The organism is Spiractinospora alimapuensis (assembly GCF_018437505.1).
Classification (GTDB): domain Bacteria; phylum Actinomycetota; class Actinomycetes; order Streptosporangiales; family Streptosporangiaceae; genus Spiractinospora; species Spiractinospora alimapuensis.
Genome location: NZ_CP072467.1, coordinates 1,171,739 through 1,189,601, shown reverse-complemented (window position 1 = coordinate 1,189,601; position 17,863 = coordinate 1,171,739). Strand labels below are relative to the sequence as shown.

The window sequence follows — 17,863 nt, the reverse complement described above, 5'->3', positions numbered from 1 at the left end:
GCGATGTCTCCCATCGGAAGGACTGTCGTGAACGGATCCCCGCGCCGTTCCCCACGTCGCCACACAGTGCGCTGCCTCACGGTCGTGGGTGTGGCCCTGTTCCCCATCGCGGTGGCGAGCCCGGCCGCAGCGGAGCCCTCCGAGGACGAGGTCCGTGAGCGTATCGAGGAGCTGCAGGAGGAGTTCTCCGAGCTCAACGCCACCTACAACACCGCCGTCGAGGACCACGAGGCGGCCGAGACCCGTCTCTCGGACCTCGAGGAGGAGATCGACGAACTCGAGGACCGTGTCGAGGGGCTGCGCAGCTCCGTGCGTTCCGTGGCCAACGCGGCCTACACTGGCATGGACACCGGCTCTCCCATCTACCTGATCGGTACCGACGACCCCGAGGCCGTAATGGACAACTCGGCGGACCTCGGATATCTCTCCGCCTCCCGCAGTGAGGCACTGGAGGAGTACCTCGATGAGCGCGACAGTCTGGACGCGCTGCACGAGGAGGCCGAGTCGACCGAGGAGCAAGCCGCCGACGACCTCGAGGCCGCTGAGGAGGCGCGTGACGAGGGCGAGGCCCGGATCGAGGAGCAGGAGGAACTGCTCGCCGAGCTCACCCCGGAGGAGCAGGCCGAGGCCGTCGGCAACGACGGCGACAGCGGAGGTGGGGACTCGGGCGGCTCACCACCGTCCTACGACGGGTCGGCCTCCGGCGACGCCCGCGCCGCGCTGGACTTCGCCTACGCCCAGATCGGCAAATCCTACTGCTGGGGAGGCACCGGTCCGAACTGCTACGACTGCTCCGGCCTCACCTCCGGCGCATGGGGCGCCGCCGGCGTCAGCCTGCCCCGCACCGCGGCGGCCCAGTTCGGCGCCGGACAGCGCGTCTCCTGGGACAACCTGCAGCCCGGCGACCTGATGTTCTTCTACAACGCCAGCGCCCCGTCCCACGTGGGCCTCTACGCCGGCGACGGGAAGATGGTCCACGCGCCGAACTCCTCCCGGCCCGTCGTGGAGGACAGCGTCGCGGGCCACTACCAGAGCAGCTTCGTCGGCGCGGTACGTCCCTGACCCCACGCGCTCGGGAGTCGCCCGACGCAGGGGATCGCCGCCCGCCCCGAGTGTGCGGCGGGCGGCCCCCAGCGCCAGCGCGGTGGCGAGGACGCCTGTCCTGGGGTGGGACGCGGACGTGGTGTCACACCGTGTTCGTGGCGAGCCGTGTGGAGTGCGGGCCTCAGGCGTCGGCGAGGATCGCGTCGAAACGGGAGGCCGTGTGGCGCCAGCTCCACTCGTCGGCGACCCACGCCCGGCCGCGTGCTCCCATCTCGCGTGCGCGCTCCCGGTCGTCGAGCAGCGCGACCAGGTGGTCCGCGGTGGCGCGGTGGTCGCGGCCTGGGGTGACCTCACCGGTACGACCGGGGATCACGGTCTCCGGGGCGCCACCGGAATCGCCGACGACGACCGGAAGGCCCGAGGCCGCGGCCTCCAGTGAGGTCATACCGAGGCCCTCGATCTCCAGACCGGCACGCCGGGTTCGGCAGGGGAACGCGAAGACGTCGCCCGCGGCGTAGAAGGCGGGGGTCTGGTCGTGAAGGACCGGGCCGGTGAAGAGTGTCTCGGGGAGCACACCCCGCCGTCGCGCGAGCGCGAGCAGGGGGCCGCGGTGGGGCCCGTCGCCCACGATCAGCAGTCGGGCGTCGGGGTGCGCGGCGCGCACCCGTGGCCACGCGTCGATCAGGGTGTCCTGCCCCTTGCGCGCGACCAGGCGGGAGACGCTGACGACGACCGGCCGGGTACCGAGTCCGAAGACGGCGCGGACGTGCCCGTCGCCGGCGTCGGGGTGGAAGGTGGAGGTGTCGACCCCGGGCGTCAACCGGCGCATCCGCCGCCTGGCGGCGGGAGAAAGGGCGGACGCGATCCTGCCGCGGGTGAAGTCGTTGAGGTAGGTGACGACGTCGACGGTGTCCCCGACGGAGCGCAAGAGCCGGCGCGCGCCGGGGACGGCGGCCCACCACGTCTCGTGGCCGTGGGTGAGCGCGACGGTGCGGGCGACACCCGCGCGCCGCAGCGAATCGGCCAGCAGCCCCAGCGGCGTCGCCGCGCCGAACACGACCGTGTCGCAGCCCTCCGCGCGGGCGATGTTCCGCGCTCTCCGTGCCACGTCCGGGGTGGGAAGGAGGACGTGTCGACGTTCCCGGACCACGGGGAACGGCTGGGCGATGTCGAAGCGTTCCGCGTCGCGGGAGCCCGCGGCGCCCGCCGGCGTCGAGCAGTACACGATCACCGAGTCGGCCGGGCGACGAAGCGTCAACGCGTGGACGAAGGACTCGATCCCGCCCAGGCGGGGCGGGAAGTCGTTGGTCACGAAGAGAGTGCGGGCCACGCTGCGCCAGTGTAGACGTGGATCACCCGCTCGCTCGCGACGCTGGCCCCGCGCGGCGTCCGGGTGCGGTCAGCCCCGCTGTGGCAGGGGAATGTGCACCCCCACCGGTTGGATGTGGCGGAGAACCGATGGGGGTACCGAAATCCTGATGAGGGGGTCGGGGCTAGGCGTAGAGGCCTTCGATCTCGTCGGAGAACTGTTCGGTGATCACCCGTCGCTTGATCTTCATCGACGGGGTGAGCTGTTGGCCCTCGACGGTGAAGTCGGTGTCGAGGATGCGGAACTTGCGGATGGACTCCGCCTTGGACACCGACTCGTTGGCGGCGTTCACCGCGGACTGGATCGCCGAGACCAGGTCCGGGTCGTCGATCAAGTCGCCGATCTCGCCGCTCTTGTTGTGCTGGCGCTTCCAGAAGTCCAGCGCGTCGGTGTCGATCGTGACCAGGGCGGAGATGAAGTTGCGGTTGTCGCCGATCACCATGCACTGACTCACGAGGGCGTGTCCACGGAGCTGGTCCTCCAGGACCGCCGGGGCGACGTTCTTGCCGGAGGAGGTCACGATGATCTCCTTCTTCCGGTCGGTGATCGAGAGGTAGCCCTCGTCGTCCAGTTGGCCGATGTCCCCGCTCAGGTACCAGCCGTCCTCGTCGAACGCGTCCTTGGTCGCGGCCTCGTTCTGCCAGTAACCGCGCATGATGTGGTCGCCCTTGATGAGGACCTCACCGTCGTCGGCGATCTTCAGGCTGACGCCCGGGATCGGGGACCCGACGGTGCCGATCTTGTTGTGTTCGGGCGAGTTCACGGTGGAGGGTGCGGAGGTCTCGGTCAGACCGTAGCCCTCGATGATGGTGAGGCCGGCTCCCCGGAAGAAGTGTCCCAACCGGGACCCGAGGCCGGAGCCGCCCGAGACGGCGTAGCGACACTCGCCACCGATCCGGTTCAGGATCTTGCTGTAGACCAGTTTGGCGAACACGGCGTGCTTGAGTCGCAGGCCGAGACCGGGGCCACCGGAGTCCAACGCCTTGCTGTAGGCGATGGCGGTGTCGACGGCCTTCGCGAAGATCTTCTGCTTGCCGCCTTCCGCGGCGTTCTGCTCGGCACGGTTGAACACCCGCTCGAAGACCCGGGGAACGGCGAGGATGAAGGTCGGCTTGAACGCCTCCAACGCGTCGATGAGTTCCGGGCCGAGCGTGGGGAAGTGGCCGAGAGTGGTCTCCATCTCGATCGTGCCCACCTGCACGATGCGCCCGAAGGAGTGCGCGATCGGCAGGAAGAGCAGCGAGGAACCGTTCGGCATGCTGTGGACCGCCTTGAGCTGGTCCGAGAAGCCGTTGCGCACCACGTGCAGGATGTTGCGGTGGCTCAGCTCGCAGCCCTTGGGGCGGCCAGTCGTGCCGGAGGTGTAGATGATCGTGGCGAGGTCGTCCGCCGTGCGGGAGGTGCGGCGCTCCTCCAGGTCTTCGTCCGAGATGTCCTTGCCGGACTCGGACAGCGCGGACAGGGACTCCTCGTCCATCAGCCAGGCCGTGGTGAGGCTCTCCAGTGACGGCCGGACCTCGTCGACCCTGTCCATGTGCTCGGGGGTCTCGGCGAAGACCGCTTTGGAGGTGGAGTTGCCGAGGATCCACTCGATCTGGTCGGGGGACGAGGAGTCGTAGATGGTGACGGTGACGGCGCCGGCCGTCCAGATGGCGTAGTCGAGGAGCGTCCACTCGTAGCGGGTGCGGGACATCAGTCCGACCCGGTCGCCGGCCTCGACTCCCGACGCCATGAGTCCTTTCGCCAGGGCACGCACCTCGTCGCGGAACTCCCGCGCGGAGACGTCGCGCCACTGGCCGTCGACCTGGCGGCGCAACATGGTGGCGTTGGGGGTCTCCTCGGCGCGCTGAACGACCTTGTCGCTGAGGAGCGCGTCAGCGGGAATCTTGACCTTGACGGGTTTTGTGTACTCGCGCACGGGATGCTCCTGGGCGTACGATTTGTCTACGGGGTTGCGTCGACGTTAACAAGTATGCCTTTCGATCGGTAGAACATGTTCTTACTCGGTATCCGAAAGTGACACGCGCGCCCAGGTCACCCCGTTCTTCCTCACCAGCGGGCCCGCCGCACCTACGGCGTGGCGCGGACACGCGCTCCCGCGGTAGGCCCTCGGCCCCCCGGGTCGGGACGAGCAGGTCGGTCCGGGGCTGCCGGGAACCACCCCACACGCCACGACCGTTGGACGGATGGCGGACGGCCCAGAGGTCGCACGGCCGAGACGACCCAACGGGCGCGTCGTGGCCTACCGTGGGCGCAGGACAGCGCGCGTGCGCCGGCATGTGGGAGGACCGCGTGCCGAGGTGAAGAGCCGAGAGGCGGGGGAACGCCGTTATGACAGAGCCGAACCGGGACCGTGAGAACGGAACCACCAACGACATCATCGACGACGCGCTGCGCATGGTGGAGAGTCTGCAGCGCAAGTTGCTGGTCGCCGGAGTGCGTCGCGGTGTGTCCGCGGCGACGGCGGCTCCCTCCAAGGGCGACGTCTGGGAGGAAGCCGTCAGCGACGCCCCCGACCACCGCTCGAGCTGCGAGTACTGCCCGATCTGCAAGGCGATGGACGCGATGCGGGCGTCAGGCGTCGACGTCTCCGGCTCCATGGACCGGGTCGCGACCACGCTGCGGGCGGCCGCCGACGAGTTGTGGGCCACCTACGAGCGTTCCCGGCCCGCGCCGGACGAGAAACAGGACTCCGACCGATCCTGACCGAGCCGTTCCTGGTTTAATCCAGTGGTCTAGACAGGTCGAGGGTTGCCCGCCCCGGATGGAGTGACGGGGACCGTTCCACCGTCGATGTGCTCAGCTCGCAGAACGCTGTTTCGCTCGGATCTGGGGAAGGGGCCGGTCACGTGTCCACGCGACTGACGGTCGGTATCGATATCGGCGGAACGAAGCTCGCCGCCGGAGTGGTGGACGAGGAGGGAACCGTCCTGGACCGGGTTCGGTACCCGACACCGGCCGCCAACGCTGACAAGGTGCTCGACGCGGTGAACGGCGCCGTCGCCGAACTCCGGGACCGTCACCCGGACGTCAGCGCCGTGGGGGTGGGGACCGCCGGCCACGTCGACGCCGACCGTTCCACCGTGACCTTCGCGCCGAACCTCCCCTGGCGCGACGAACCCCTGAAAGCCCGGCTCACCGAACGCCTGGGCCTGCCCGTGGTGGTCGAGAACGACGCCAACGCCTGGGCGTGGGGCGAGGCGCGGTTCGGCGCCGGCCAAGGATGTGAACACCTGGTCTGCGTCACGTTGGGAACGGGAGTCGGCGGCGGACTGGTGCTGGGCGGTGCGCTGCACCGCGGCCGGTTCGGTCTCGCCGCCGAGGTCGGACACGCGCGCCTCGTCCCCGAGGGGCGACCGTGCGCCTGCGGCAACCTTGGTTGCTGGGAGGCCTACGCCAGCGGGCGGGCTCTCGCCTTCGAGGCCCGTGCCCGCGCCGAGGCCGCCCCTGAGAGCGCCCCGACCCTGTGGTCGCTGGTGGACGGTGACCTCTCCGCCGTGACCGGTATGGAGGTGACGGCGGCCGCGCAGGCCGGAGACGCGGCCGCGGTGGACTCCTTCGCCGCCGTCGGCGCCTGGGTGGGCGAAGGCCTCGCCAACCTCGCCGAGATCCTCGACCCCCAACGGTTCGTCCTGGGGGGCGGCGTCGCCGAAGCGGGGGAGATCCTGCTGGACGCGGCGTGGGACGCCTATCGGTCCCGCCTGATCGGCCGGGAGGAGCACCAGGTCGCCGACATCCGCGTCGCACGGCTCGGCGTGGACGCGGCCCTCGTCGGTGCCGCCGACCTCGCACGCGCGGGGTAGCCGCCCACCCACCCGTTCGGGGTGTCCGGCCCGGCCAGCTCCAGCCCGCGCACGCGACGCCGTCGGCCGGTACGGGCGAGGGCCGCGGTGCGGTGGGACGTCGTCCCGGTCCGTGCTCACGTCCGGTTGGTTTCTCCGGTTCGACTGGGCGCGCCCGCATCGCACCTGGTTCGTACTCGTCCCCGTGGAGTGGCGCCCCTGCCGCCCGTGGCGTGCGACCGCGGGATGCCGTGGGGGAGTCTTTCCCCTCGCCGTGCTGGGGGCGACCTCGGTGGTGACCGAGACCGTCACGTGTCCCGTCCGCACCTGGCGTGTGGCGCACGGGAGGTCGGTAGGGAGTCGTCGGCGTGGCCGGCCTCCCCTCTTCGCGGTTCACCCGACCGACGAACCGGGGAGGGATATGGTCGGTGATGGCTCGCGGTATCGCGCCGGACGCGCCGTCGCCCGTCCGATGCGGACGCCCCCGTGACCGGTGAGTCAGGCCGGTGGCGTCCTTGGTCGTGGGCGCGCTTCCGGCGACGTCGTCCCGCGCGATCCACGCCGAGGTACGGGTGGCCGGCCGGACGGCGGACGGGTCGAGGGACGTGGCCGAGGAACACTCACTCAGGACGCGCTGCCCCTCCTCACGTCGCACGGGGAGTGACACGGCTGCGACCTTGTTCAACGGGCCCCGGAGCGATGGCCGTGTGGGGTCAGGGTCGGCGTCGGTCGGGCGCGGGGCCGGTGGTGCCACCACCTCAGGTGATCGCGCCGTCGTCGGGGTCGGAGCGTCGGGGCGGGCGGTCGGGCATCCGGATGATCAGGACGACCATTCCGACGATGAAGCCGACCAGGACACAGAACAGCAGCCAGCCGGGCACGTAGCGGCCGAGCATGACCATGACCAGGACCAGGGCGGGGCCGCCGAGGACACCTGTCCAGGCGAGGCGGCCGGCCGGGGTGCCGGTGGGGAAGGGCGGGGGAGGGGGCGGAACGTAGTGTCCCTCGTCGGCCGGGTTCTCCTGGTCGGGGGTGTCCTTCTCCGAGTCGTTGTCCTTGGGTCCCGAACCCAGGATCCGGTCCGCGAACACCAGCCCGGCGATCCCGGTGGCCCGACCGCCGTGGTCGGCGGCGTCGGACGTTCTGTCGGAACCGCCGACGTTCTCCGCGTCGGGCCAGGAGCCGCCGTCGCGGTCGTCCTCGTAGAACCGGGCCACGAGGTCGTCCCACTCCGTTCCGGGCTCCCTCGACCCCTGGGGGTCGGACCCCGCCGGTTCGTCGTCCGGAGTCGGTCCGTTCGGGTCCAGTGAGGCCTCGGTGTCGTCTCCTGAGCCGTCGTCGACGGCGGTGGTGGGCGGGTCGGTCTCGTGGCGGAGGACGTCGACGGCGCGCGTGTGTTCCTCGGCGTCGACGTAGACGTGGTCCGCGGTGGTCTCCGGCGCCTCGTCACGTTGGAGGGTCGCCTCACCGGAGTCGGTGAGCAGGTCGCCCTCGTCCACGGCCACGGACAGGGCGTAGGCCGCGATTCCGGCCTCGCGCAGGGCGACGAGGAGTCGGTCGGCCCGACGTGCGGAGACGGCCGCCAGCGGTGCGTAGGAGTCCGCGAGTAGTCCGTTGCCCCGGCGGTTGGTCATGCGGGTCCCTTCCCCCGGCGGTGGAGGCGTGCGGTTTTACCTTACTCGGAGGATATTCGAGACCTACGGGGCACAAGGTGCGAAGTCAGGGGTATTCTTCGGCGGACGTGCGACGACAGCGGGCGGGGTCTGTCGTGACGCGCGCCACAGCGTCGGGAGTGTCGCGGTCCCGAGACGCCGACGGTGGGCCCAACACGGGTTCACCGTAGGGGCTTCGGCGGTGCGACCGGGCGGCCCACCGGGAACTACTCGCTGGTAAGTCCCGGCCCGTATTGGTTCGACAACGACGCTGATGGGAAGATGTCCGCGATCGGTCGAGGGTGGCGGGAAGGTGAACGTGTCGAGGCGGCACCTCCTCCGCGCACGGAGGTGACACGTGTTCTATTGGGTGGTCAAGGCGATTCTGGGCCCGGTGCTCGCGGTGCTGTGGCAACCGCGCGCCGAGGGCGTGGAGAACGTTCCGCGACGCGGCCCGGCGATCATGGTGTGCAACCACCTGTCCTTCGCCGACCACTTCTTCGGGCCCCTGCCGCTGCCACGGAAGATCATCTTCCTGGCCAAGTCCGACTACTTCACCGGCAAGGGCGTCAAGGGGTTCTTCACCCGCATGTTCTTCAGTGGGGTGGGACAGCTTCCGATCGACCGCTCTGGCGGCCGCGCGAGTGAGGCGTCACTGCGTAGCGGGCTGAAGGTGCTCAGCCGCGGACAGTTGCTGGGCATCTACCCCGAGGGCACCCGCTCGCCGGACGGACGCCTCTACCGAGGCAAGACCGGCGCCGCCCGCATGATCCTGTCCGCCCAGGTCCCGGTGATCCCGATGGCGATGATCAACGCCGACAAGATCATGCCTCCGGGCAAGACCGTCCCGAAACTGGGCATCCGCCCGATCGTGAAGTTCGGCGAACCGCTGGATTTCTCCCGTTACCGTGGCATGGAGAACGACCGGATGGTACTCCGGGCCGTGACCGACGAGGTCATGTACGCCCTGATGGAGCTCTCCGGACAGGAGTACGTCGACCGGTACGCGCAGTCGGTGAAGGCGGAGCAGGAGAAGGCCCGCAGAGAGCAGCGCTCACTCGAACGCGCCGAACGCAGGACCGAACAGACCGAGCGGCGTGAGCGTCGGTTCCGGTTCCCGCGGCTGCGGCGCAAGAAGGCCGACGACACGCCGGAGGACTGAGAAACCGGGTATCCCGCCTTCGCCCGAACGTTGGTCAAACGTTCGCCAGGTACCTCTCGGACCGCTATGGTCTAGACCAAAGTCTGGTCCAATACGAGGAGTGCACGCATGCGAGTCGGGGTCCTGACCGGTGGCGGGGACTGCCCGGGGCTGAATGCCGTCATCCGGGCGGTGGTCCGCAAGGGCATCAACGAGTACGGATTCGAGTTCGTCGGATTCCGGGACGGCTGGCGTGGTCCCCTCGAGGGCGACACGATGCCGCTGGACACCGAGGCGGTGCGCGGGATCCTCCCTCGCGGTGGCACGATCCTCGGCTCCTCGCGCACCAATCTAATGAAGATCGACAACGGTGTCGCCCGGGTGCGGGAGAACCTGTCCGAACTGGGGGTGGACGCGCTCGTCGCCATCGGTGGTGAGGACACCCTCGGCGTCGCGCGGCAACTGACGGAGCAGGGCCTCCCGGTCGTCGGCGTTCCCAAGACGATCGACAACGACCTGAACGCCACGGACTACACCTTCGGCTTCGACACCGCCGTCAACATCGCCACCGAGGCCATCGACCGGCTGCACACCACGGCCGAGTCACACCATCGTGCGCTGATCGTCGAGGTCATGGGACGCCACGCGGGATGGATCGCGCTGCACTCCGGGATGGCCGGCGGTGCCAACGTCATCCTGATCCCCGAACGTCCCTTCGACATCGAGCGGGTCGTCGCCCACGTGGAGAGCCGTTTCGCCACCAAGCGCTACGCCCCGATACTCGTGGTCGCCGAGGGCGCGCACCCCATCGACGGTCAGATGGAGCTGTCCACGGGGGAGAAGGACGCCTTCGGTCACGTCCGTCTGGGCGGTATCGGCCAGAGTCTCGCCGACGAGATCGAGCGTCGCACCCACAAGGAGGCGCGTTCGGTCGTCCTCGGCCACGTGCAGCGGGGCGGGACCCCGACCGCGTTCGACCGTGTTCTCGCGACCCGCCTGGGCGTGCACGCGATCGACGCGGTGAAGGAGGCGGACTTCGGGAAGATGGTCGCCCTGCAGGGCACCGAGATCGTGCGCGTGGATCTCGCCGCCGCGACCGACAAGCTCAAGACCGTGCCCACGGAGCGCTACGCCGAGGCCGAGGTCTTCTTCGGCTGAGTCGTGGTCCGGTTCTCGCCGACGTGACCGTGTCCGGCCGCGCGGTCACTTCACGCGGTCACGGTCACGCGGTCGAACCGGGCCCGAACGTCACCGATACTGGTGGGTGGGCATTCCGCCCATCCACCACGACTCATCGGGAGGTCCGTCATGTCCACCACGGCCGAGGCCGTCGAGGCGCGGACACTGCCCGTCGTCCCCTCGGGGCTGGGCGAACTCTGCGTTCTGCTCAAGCTCGGTGAGATCGTCCTCAAGGGAAGCAACCGGAAACTCTTCGAACGGCGCCTGCACAACAACATCCGCGCGGCCGCCCGTGGCCTCGGGGACGTGCGCCTGAACCAGCGGGGCGCCGGTGTGATCGTTCTGCGCCTCCCCGAGGCCGACGACGCCCAGGTCGCCGAGCTCGCACAACGCATGGCCGGCGTGATGGGCATCGTCTGGGTGCACCTCGTTCGCCGCGTCGACAAGGACCTCGAGGCCGTGCGCGACGTGGCCGTCCAAAGCATGAGTGGGCGTTCGGGAACCTTCGCGGTCCGGGCCCGCCGTCGCGACAAGCGGTTCCCTCTGTCCTCCTCCGAGATCGCCCAGGACCTCGGCGCCAGCATCCAGCGGGTCCACGAGCTCCCCGTCCGGTTGAAGCGCCCCGACCACACCCTGTCGGTGGAGGTCGACCGCGACGAGGTGTTCGTCTACACCGACGGAATTCCGGGCCAGGGCGGACTGCCCGTCGGGATGAGCGGGCGGGGCCTGGTTCTGATGTCGGGGGGGATCGACTCGCCGGTCGCCGCGCACCGCATGATGCGCCGCGGACTCAAGGTCGACTTCCTGCACTTCTCCGGGATGCCGTTCACCGGGCCGGAGTCCATCTACAAGGCCTACAGCCTGGTACGCCAGCTCGATCGCTACCAGTCTTCCTCGCGCCTGTTCGTGGTGCCATTCGGCAAGGCCCAGCAGCAGCTCAAAACCTCCGGCGCGGACCGGCTGCAGATCGTGGCCCAGCGCCGCCTCATGTTGGCCACCGCCGAGGCCCTCGCCGAACGCCTGGGCGCGGAGTGTCTGGTCACCGGTGACGCGCTGGGGCAGGTGTCCAGCCAGACCCTGACCAACATGACCGCCCTGGACGACGCCGTGGACCTGCCTATCCTGCGTCCGCTCGTCGGGATGGACAAGACCGAGATCATGGAGCAGGCGCGTGCCATCGAGACGCTCGCGATCTCCGAACTGCCTGACGAGGACTGCTGCACCCTGCTGACACCGCGCCAGGTGGAGACGGCGGCCAAGGTCAGTGACCTGCGCCAGATCGAACGTCGTCTTGACGCCCCCCAGGTCGCGGAGCAGCTCGCCGCGTCCGCCCAGCTCCATCGCCCCAGCTTCCTCGCGGCGGCCGAGGCGGCCCCCGCCGGGGAGCGGGCGAGCGAACCCACTCCCGCCTGACCGGGCCCCGCCCCGTGATGGGGCCCGGTGGTCACGGTCCTCGGGCGTTCACACGAGGGCGGGCTCCACGGTATCCGCGGGGCGCACCAGACGGCGTCCCAGGATGCCCGGCAGGGTCCGCATCACGTCGCCCAGTTCTTCCATGTCCCCGGGGACCAGCGCCTGCGGACCGTCGCACAGCGCGGTCTCCGGCGTGGGGTGCACGTCGACGATCACGCCGTCGGCGCCCACGGCCAGCGCCGCTCGGGTCAGGGGGAGCACCAGGTCACGCTTGCCCCCCGAGTGGGACGGGTCCACGATCACCGGCAGGTGGGTCAGGCTCTGCGCCACCGGGACGGCGCTGATGTCCAAGGTGTTGCGGGTCGCCTTCTCGTAGGTCCGGATGCCGCGTTCACAGAGCACGATGTCGAGGTTGCCGCGCTGCGCGATGTACTCCGCGGCCATCAGCCACTCCTCGATGGTGGCGCTCATGCCGCGCTTGAGAAGTACGGGCTTCCCCGCCTCACCCACGGCCTGCAACAGCGCGAAGTTCTGCATGTTGCGCGTGCCCACCTGCAGCATGTCGGCGTAGGAGGCGACCAAGTCGACGTCGCGCACGTCGACGACCTCCGTCACGATGGGCATCCCGGTCGTGGCGCGGACCTCGGCCAGGATCTCCAGGCCCGCCTCACCCAGGCCCTGGAAGGCGTAGGGCGACGTCCGAGGCTTGAAGGCACCTCCGCGCAGTACGGCCGCGCCCGCCGACTGGGCCATGCGCGCGGCCTCGAGGGTCTGTTGCGGGGTCTCCACCGCGCACGGACCGCCCAGCAGCGTCACGGCGTCCCCACCGATCGGCACCCCCGCGACCTCGACCACGGACCGCTGCGGCTGGTTCTCCCGGCTGACCAGCTTGTAAGGCGCGGTGATCCGCAGGACGTCACTCACGCCCGGCTTGGCCCTCAGGTCCAGGGAGGCGAACTCCGCCGCATCCCCGACCAGACCGATGATCGTCCGCCGCACGCCGCGGCTGACGAACGCCTCGCCACCGGCCGCGGTGACGAGATCCGTCACCGCGTCGATGTCGGAGGATGTGGCCTCGGGAGCCATGACGATGACCATGTCGCTGTCCTGTTCCTGTTGGGTCTTGCGTGAACGCAAAAGAGCCCCGGGCCAACGGCCCGGGGCTCTTCGATGTCGTCTGTCAGCGCAAGCGTCTGGCGGCGACCGTCCAAGCCAAGGGCCGGTAGCCATAAAAGAACCAGAAGTTGCGGTGCATGGTTACGGACTATAGCGCATCCCGCCGTCAAATCCGCAACGCCACGGGACCGTCCCTCGGCTGCGGCCCCCGGGAACCCCGGAGGCGTGGGCGGTTCGGGATTGACGGTGGGGGGTTCGGTGGGCGTGTCACGGTGGTGGCAGGATTGGCCCATGGCGGCGGACACGAGGAGACAGGCGCAGGCATCGCTCCCGCCCGGGCAGGTCGTCGCCCAGGACTGGGGGGCACTGCACTACGGACCCGTGCCCACGTTTCGCCCCCAGAGGTGGGACCTGCGGATCCACGGCAGCACTGGTGACGGCGATGTTCGGCTGTCCTGGGACGACGTGGACTCCTTGCCCCGCGTCGGCCTGGTCGCCGACTTCCATTGCGTGACCCGTCTCACGGTTCCCGCGGTGGACTGGTCGGGGGTGTCAGTGGCGACCATCGTCGACCTCTGTCCACCCGACGGCGAGGCCACCCACGTCATGGTGTGGGGGGAGTACGGGTACAGCGCGAACCTGCGGATGGTGGACTTCCTGGCCGACACCACCCTCCTGGCGACGCACCGGGGGGCGCACCGTCTCGAGCCTGAACACGGCCACCCGCTGCGGCTCGTCGTTCCCCACCTCTATGGCTACAAGAGCGTGAAGTGGGTGCGGGAGATCGAGTACCTGCGCGCGGATCGCCGCGGGTTCTGGGAGGAACGGGGTTATCACAATCGTGCCGACCCCTGGTCGGAACAGCGCTACGCCTACCAGGAGGAACCGAGCGAACCGCCGTCGGCCCGCGAACCGTGAGCTCTCCCGTGGCGGGCGCCCGAGGGAGGTCGGCGGGGGCCAGGTCCGTGGTTCCGCCACATTTGTCGGGTGGGGCCGTTAGCTTTGCCGGATGCAGTACTTAACGGGGTTTCTCGCGTTCAGCACACTGGCCTGCGTCGTGGCGCTCGTCTGGTGTTCGGTCCTGCTGCGTCGGGCGCGCAACCGCAGTGACGCGGAACGTACGTTCGCGGTGCTGCACGCCTTGGAGCTGGTGTCGCCCGCGTTCCGCGACGGCCTGCGCCAGGAGACCGCCCGCAGGGTCGCCCGCCATCTGCACGACGTGCTCGGGGCGACGGCCGTGGCCGTCACCGACGAACGGGACGTGCTCGCCTGGTCCGGGGTGGGGTCCGAACACTCCGCGGAGGTCGCCGAGTGGATCGAGCCGGCGTTACGGAACCGACGGACCTGCGTCGTGGACCACATCGGCTGCGGCAACCCGCGCTGTGAGGTGAGAACCGCGGTCGTGGCCCCCGTGGTGACCGAGCGCCAGATGTCCGGAGCGATCCTCGCGTTGGGCCCCGGGCCCTCCAACCAGATGGCGCGTGCGCTGAGCGAGGTGGCGCGGTGGGCGTCGCAGCAGATGGAACTGGCCGAGCTGGACCGGGCGCGCACCCGGTTGGCCGAGGCCGAACTACGGGCCCTCCGCAGCCAGATCTCACCACACTTCATCTACAACTGTCTGACCACCATCGCCTCGTTCGTGCGCACCGACCCCGAGCGGGCGCGTCGCCTGTTGTTGGACTTCGCCGGGTTCGCCCGCTACGCGTTCCGCGGCACTCGCCAGCTCACCACCCTGGACGAGGAACTCCGCTCCATCGACCGCTACCTCGCGCTGGAGCGGGCCCGGTTCGGCGAGCGGCTCCAGTGCACGATGCGGATCGCGCCGGAGATCCTCAGCGCACAGGTTCCGTTCCTGTGCCTGCAGCCGTTGGTGGAGAACGCGATTCGGCACGGCATGGAGGGACGCGCGGACGCCGGCCACGTCATCGTGACGGCCCGCGACGCGGGGGCGGAGGCGCATCTCAGTGTCGAGGACGACGGCGTGGGGATGGCGCCGGCGCAGGTGGGCGACATTCTGGCCGGGGAGGTCCCCTCGGGGCACGGCATCGGGCTGGGCAACGTGGACGCGCGTCTGCGCAGTATGTTCGGGGACACCTACGGCCTGATCGTGGAGACGGGAGTGGGCGCCGGAACGAAGGTGCGGCTTCGGATTCCGAAGTTCCTGCCCGCCGTCGTCGAATAATGCGTCGGTCGAACCAGCGTCGCGTGGCGATTCGGGTGGTTGGTGGGCCCAGGATCGCCGAGTTTGGGCTTTAGGGCTCCGAACCGGTTGCGCCGGCCCTGCCGGGTCGCCATGCTCGGTCCATGATCCGTGTCCTCGCGGTGGATGACGAGGTTCCCGCGCTTGAGGAAATGGTCTACCTGCTCCGGCGAGACCCCCGGGTGGACTCCGTCGCGATGGCGGGCGACGCGACCAACGCGATGCGACTGGTCGGCGACACGGTGTCCACCGGGCACCGCTTCGACGTCCTCTTCCTCGACATACGAATGCCGGGCCCCAGCGGCGTCGATCTCGCCCGATTCATCAACAACCTGCCCTCCCCACCCGCGGTCGTCTTCGTCACGGCGCACGAGGACTTCGCGGTTGCCGCGTTCGAGCTCCACGCGGTTGACTATCTCCTGAAGCCATTGGAGGAGGCGCGACTGACGCGGACACTCGACCGCATCGCCGATACCCTCGCCCCGGCGGACGACCAGCCGCGGGTGGCGGTGGAGCTCGCGGGACGGATCCGGTTCATCCCGCGTCAGGAGATCTGGTACGCCGAGGCGCGAGGGGACTACGTGCGGCTACGCACAGCGGAGGGGGGCTTCCTCATCCGGAGCACACTGAGCACGCTGGAACGTGAGTGGACCGGCGCGGGGTTCGTGCGCGTCCACCGCAGCCTCCTGGTCGCCACGCGCCACGTCTCCGAGCTCCGGATCGACGGGACGCGCGCCAGTGTCCGCGTCGGTGAAGAGGTTCTGCAGGTCAGTCGCAGACAGACGCGTGAAGTGCGGGAGCGGTTGCTGTACCGAGCCGAGGAGGGGTGAGCCGTCAGGTGCCGGAGTTGAGGGAAGGTAGGGTCCGCGTGACCTCCGCCGGCGCGCGTCGACCCGAACGGTCCGTCCACCGGCGGGAACGATCCGCGCGGTCCCTGGTGGCGCGTGCCTTCACCCGTGCCATGCCCATCACCTTCCTCACCCTCCTCACCGGCCTCGCCCTGCCGTTCGTGGCTCCCGTCCTGGGCGACGTCGTATCCTCGGTGGTTCCGTCCTACTCCGGACTGTGGGTCGGTCTCAGTGTGGGGCTCGTCCCCGCCGTGGGGGTCGCGCTGCTGCTCGCCCACAATCGATGGGTGGCGACGACGCGACCGTGAATCTTGGTGTCCTCGGAGCCCTGGGCGCCGTGTGGTTGGTGTTGGCGGTGTCCGTCCTGGCCCGGCGACGCGGAACACGCGGTGGACCACGCGCGGTGTCGTCCGTCACGACGGCCGCCGCCGTGTGTGGGGAGAATGTGTGCGCGGTGGCGATCGCCGTTCTCACCGCGGTCGTGTACTCCCACGGTCTGCACGCCCTGTGGCTCGTGGTCGCCGTGGGCGTCGGCTTCGTGCTCTACGCGGTCCTGGTCGCCGGCCCGCTGCGCCGCAGCCGCGCCTTCAGCCTCGCCGACTTCGTGGAGTGGCGGCTTGAGTCGCGGAAGGTGCGACGTATCGTCACCTGTTGCGTGGTCGCCTTCTGCCTGTGCCTGCTGACGGCACAGTTCCGGTTCGTCGGGGACGTCGTTGAGGCGGCCACTGACTGGCCCGCGCACTACGCCTGGATCGCGCTGTCCGCCGTCACCTTCGTTATCCTGCGCTCCGGACGTCCGGGTGCGGGGGCGGGCTTCCAGTCACTGAGCTTCTGGTTGAAGTTCCTGGGGTTCACCATCCCCGCGCTGTCGCTGCTCGGCCTGTCGGTGACCTCCGACGCACCGACGAGCGCCGCGCGCGGTTCCGCAGAGTGGGAGTCGTTGGCCATCCCCAGTGGCACCATGCTCGAGCACTACTCCATCGCCATGACGCTACTCTTCGGTGTCGTCGGGCTGCCGCTCTTCGTGTTCCGCTACTACGGGACGCGGGACGCGACCACCGCGCGTGACTCGGTCACGGTCACCTTCGCCCTCATCGCGAGCATGCTCGTCCTACCGTTCGCCTTCGCGGTGTTGGCCCACTCCTTCGCCCCGTCCCCTTCGCAGCGGTGGGGCGAGACGACGTCGATGGTGATGTTCCTGGTGCCCCTGTGGGTGGCGCCAGGAGGCCTCGGCCAGACGTTGACCGCGGTGCTGCTGGTGGTCGCGGCGGTGTCGACGGTCGCGGTCGTCGTCGCCGTGTCGTCGGCGGTCGGCAGTCACGTCTCGCAGTGTCTGACCGGCGGCGGGATGCGCCTGTACAGCACCGGCGCCACCTGCGCCGTCCTGATGCCACCGCTGCTGATCTGGGGGGTTCCGGCGCTGCGGCACGTCGACATCCTCGTGCTCGTACTCGCCGGATTCCACGTCTGCGCGTTCACGCTCGCGCCCGTCCTGCTGTTGGGGGTGTGGTGGCGCGGCCTGACCCCCATCGGGGCCGGCGCGGCGATGATCGTCGGCCTGTTGCTGGTGGGAATCACGGCCACGGTGACGCTGTGGGACCCACCGGTACTCCAGGCGTTCCGCGCCCTGACCGTCTACCCGGGCCTCACCACGCTGCCTGTGGTCGTCCTGGTGGCCGTCGGGCTGTCACTCGCGTGGCGGAGGAACCTGCCCAACTCCGCTCCGGCGGCGCTCGCCACCCTGCACGGCGGGGTGCGGGAGACGCGCGGCCCGGACTGAGGCCGCGGCGCGCCGGACGGGCCATCGTGTGGGGAAGGGCCCCCGACGGGGCCGGGTGATGACCGTTCGTCGACGATCCCACCCCGTCCGTCGTACACGACGCCGCCCACCGACGCTCCAGAGCCGTTCACCGATCCAGGGCTCCAACTCCGGGCTCCACTTTGGCGGTGCGCCTAGAGTTGATCCCAGACCGCCGCGATCGTGGCTGGGACGTTCGACCGACGCTCCGGCGTCAGGAGTCCCGCAACGCAGTACGCGGGAGTGGGAGGGGAATCCACGTCGCTGGTCCGTGTCCTGGTTGACACCTCGAGTGGGGGCGGCCGGGCGGTTGGGACGACG

Annotated in this window: 15 protein-coding genes; 11 read left to right on the top strand and 4 right to left on the bottom strand. The window is 69.8% G+C overall.

What is annotated here, in order from left to right:
- Positions 1-90: 90 nt before the first annotated feature.
- Positions 91-1,062: a C40 family peptidase gene (locus tag J4H86_RS05495; RefSeq protein ID WP_236542419.1), complete on the top strand. Its 972-nt coding sequence runs from the start codon at positions 91-93 to the stop codon at positions 1,060-1,062.
- Positions 1,063-1,225: 163 nt separating this feature from the next.
- Here J4H86_RS05495 and J4H86_RS05490 read toward each other — a convergent pair whose 3' ends face one another.
- Both J4H86_RS05490 and J4H86_RS05485 read right to left on the bottom strand, forming a co-directional pair.
- Positions 1,226-2,374: a glycosyltransferase family 4 protein gene (locus J4H86_RS05490; RefSeq protein WP_236542418.1), complete on the bottom strand. Its 1,149-nt coding sequence runs from the start codon at positions 2,372-2,374 to the stop codon at positions 1,226-1,228.
- A 163-nt stretch (positions 2,375-2,537) separates the two neighbouring features.
- Positions 2,538-4,331 carry an AMP-dependent synthetase/ligase gene (locus tag J4H86_RS05485; protein ID WP_236542417.1) on the bottom strand — a complete coding sequence of 598 codons (1,794 nt, stop codon included), beginning with the start codon at positions 4,329-4,331 and terminating at the stop codon, positions 2,538-2,540.
- A 413-nt stretch (positions 4,332-4,744) separates the two neighbouring features.
- Between J4H86_RS05485 and J4H86_RS05480 the strand changes: the two genes are divergently transcribed.
- On the top strand, positions 4,745-5,119 hold the full coding sequence (locus J4H86_RS05480) for a hypothetical protein (protein WP_236542416.1): 375 nt from the start codon (positions 4,745-4,747) through the stop codon (positions 5,117-5,119).
- 143 nt (positions 5,120-5,262) lie between these two features.
- The gene (locus tag J4H86_RS05475) at positions 5,263-6,216 is read left to right on the top strand and encodes an ROK family glucokinase (RefSeq protein WP_236542415.1); all 954 of its coding nucleotides are present in this window, start codon (positions 5,263-5,265) and stop codon (positions 6,214-6,216) included.
- Between the two features lie 737 nt (positions 6,217-6,953).
- On the opposite strand, the gene J4H86_RS05470 is transcribed toward J4H86_RS05475, so the two are convergent.
- On the bottom strand, positions 6,954-7,829 hold the full coding sequence (locus tag J4H86_RS05470; protein WP_236542414.1) for a hypothetical protein: 876 nt from the start codon (positions 7,827-7,829) through the stop codon (positions 6,954-6,956).
- A 376-nt stretch (positions 7,830-8,205) separates the two neighbouring features.
- Here J4H86_RS05470 and J4H86_RS05465 point away from each other — a divergent pair, with 376 nt between their 5' ends.
- From J4H86_RS05465 to thiI, 3 genes are all read left to right on the top strand, one after another.
- Positions 8,206-9,009, top strand: coding sequence for a lysophospholipid acyltransferase family protein (locus tag J4H86_RS05465; RefSeq protein WP_236542413.1), 804 nt, complete (start codon positions 8,206-8,208; stop codon positions 9,007-9,009).
- A 108-nt stretch (positions 9,010-9,117) separates the two neighbouring features.
- Positions 9,118-10,146, top strand: coding sequence for a 6-phosphofructokinase (locus tag J4H86_RS05460; protein ID WP_236542412.1), 1,029 nt, complete (start codon positions 9,118-9,120; stop codon positions 10,144-10,146).
- 150 nt (positions 10,147-10,296) lie between these two features.
- The gene (gene thiI / locus J4H86_RS05455) at positions 10,297-11,580 is read left to right on the top strand and encodes a tRNA uracil 4-sulfurtransferase ThiI (RefSeq protein ID WP_236542411.1); all 1,284 of its coding nucleotides are present in this window, start codon (positions 10,297-10,299) and stop codon (positions 11,578-11,580) included.
- Between the two features lie 48 nt (positions 11,581-11,628).
- Here the strand turns inward: thiI and aroF are convergent, their stop codons facing one another.
- Positions 11,629-12,678, bottom strand: coding sequence for a 3-deoxy-7-phosphoheptulonate synthase (gene aroF / locus J4H86_RS05450; RefSeq protein ID WP_236543917.1), 1,050 nt, complete (start codon positions 12,676-12,678; stop codon positions 11,629-11,631).
- Positions 12,679-12,987: 309 nt separating this feature from the next.
- Between aroF and J4H86_RS05445 the strand changes: the two genes are divergently transcribed.
- The 5 genes from J4H86_RS05445 to J4H86_RS05425 all read left to right on the top strand — a co-directional run bounded on the left by J4H86_RS05445 (position 12,988) and on the right by J4H86_RS05425 (position 17,524).
- A complete protein-coding gene (locus J4H86_RS05445) occupies positions 12,988-13,614 on the top strand; it encodes a molybdopterin-dependent oxidoreductase (protein ID WP_236542410.1) in 627 nt (208 codons plus the stop codon).
- Positions 13,615-13,705: 91 nt separating this feature from the next.
- Positions 13,706-14,878 (top strand): sensor histidine kinase, encoded by a 1,173-nt coding sequence (locus tag J4H86_RS05440; protein WP_236542409.1) that lies wholly within the window; start codon positions 13,706-13,708, stop codon positions 14,876-14,878.
- Between the two features lie 122 nt (positions 14,879-15,000).
- Positions 15,001-15,726, top strand: coding sequence for a LytR/AlgR family response regulator transcription factor (locus J4H86_RS05435; protein WP_236542408.1), 726 nt, complete (start codon positions 15,001-15,003; stop codon positions 15,724-15,726).
- A 38-nt stretch (positions 15,727-15,764) separates the two neighbouring features.
- Entirely contained in the window at positions 15,765-16,052 is a 288-nt protein-coding gene (locus J4H86_RS05430) for a hypothetical protein (protein WP_236542407.1), read from the top strand.
- On the top strand, positions 16,049-17,524 hold the full coding sequence (locus tag J4H86_RS05425; RefSeq protein WP_236542406.1) for a sodium:solute symporter family transporter: 1,476 nt from the start codon (positions 16,049-16,051) through the stop codon (positions 17,522-17,524). Before J4H86_RS05430 ends, J4H86_RS05425 begins: the two co-directional genes overlap by 4 nt.
- Positions 17,525-17,863 lie beyond the last annotated feature (339 nt).

Bases quoted from the DNA above. Each gene is read 5' to 3' on its own strand.
- J4H86_RS05480 (WP_236542416.1), top strand. From the start codon at position 4,745: ATGACAGAGCCGAACCGGGACCGTGAGAACGGAACCACCAACGACATC.
- J4H86_RS05435 (WP_236542408.1), top strand. From the start codon at position 15,001: ATGATCCGTGTCCTCGCGGTGGATGACGAGGTTCCCGCGCTTGAGGAA.
- thiI (WP_236542411.1), top strand. From the start codon at position 10,297: ATGTCCACCACGGCCGAGGCCGTCGAGGCGCGGACACTGCCCGTCGTC.
- J4H86_RS05470 (WP_236542414.1), bottom strand. From the start codon at position 7,829: ATGACCAACCGCCGGGGCAACGGACTACTCGCGGACTCCTACGCACCG.
- J4H86_RS05460 (WP_236542412.1), top strand. From the start codon at position 9,118: ATGCGAGTCGGGGTCCTGACCGGTGGCGGGGACTGCCCGGGGCTGAAT.
- J4H86_RS05440 (WP_236542409.1), top strand. From the start codon at position 13,706: ATGCAGTACTTAACGGGGTTTCTCGCGTTCAGCACACTGGCCTGCGTC.
- aroF (WP_236543917.1), bottom strand. From the start codon at position 12,678: ATGGTCATCGTCATGGCTCCCGAGGCCACATCCTCCGACATCGACGCG.
- J4H86_RS05445 (WP_236542410.1), top strand. From the start codon at position 12,988: ATGGCGGCGGACACGAGGAGACAGGCGCAGGCATCGCTCCCGCCCGGG.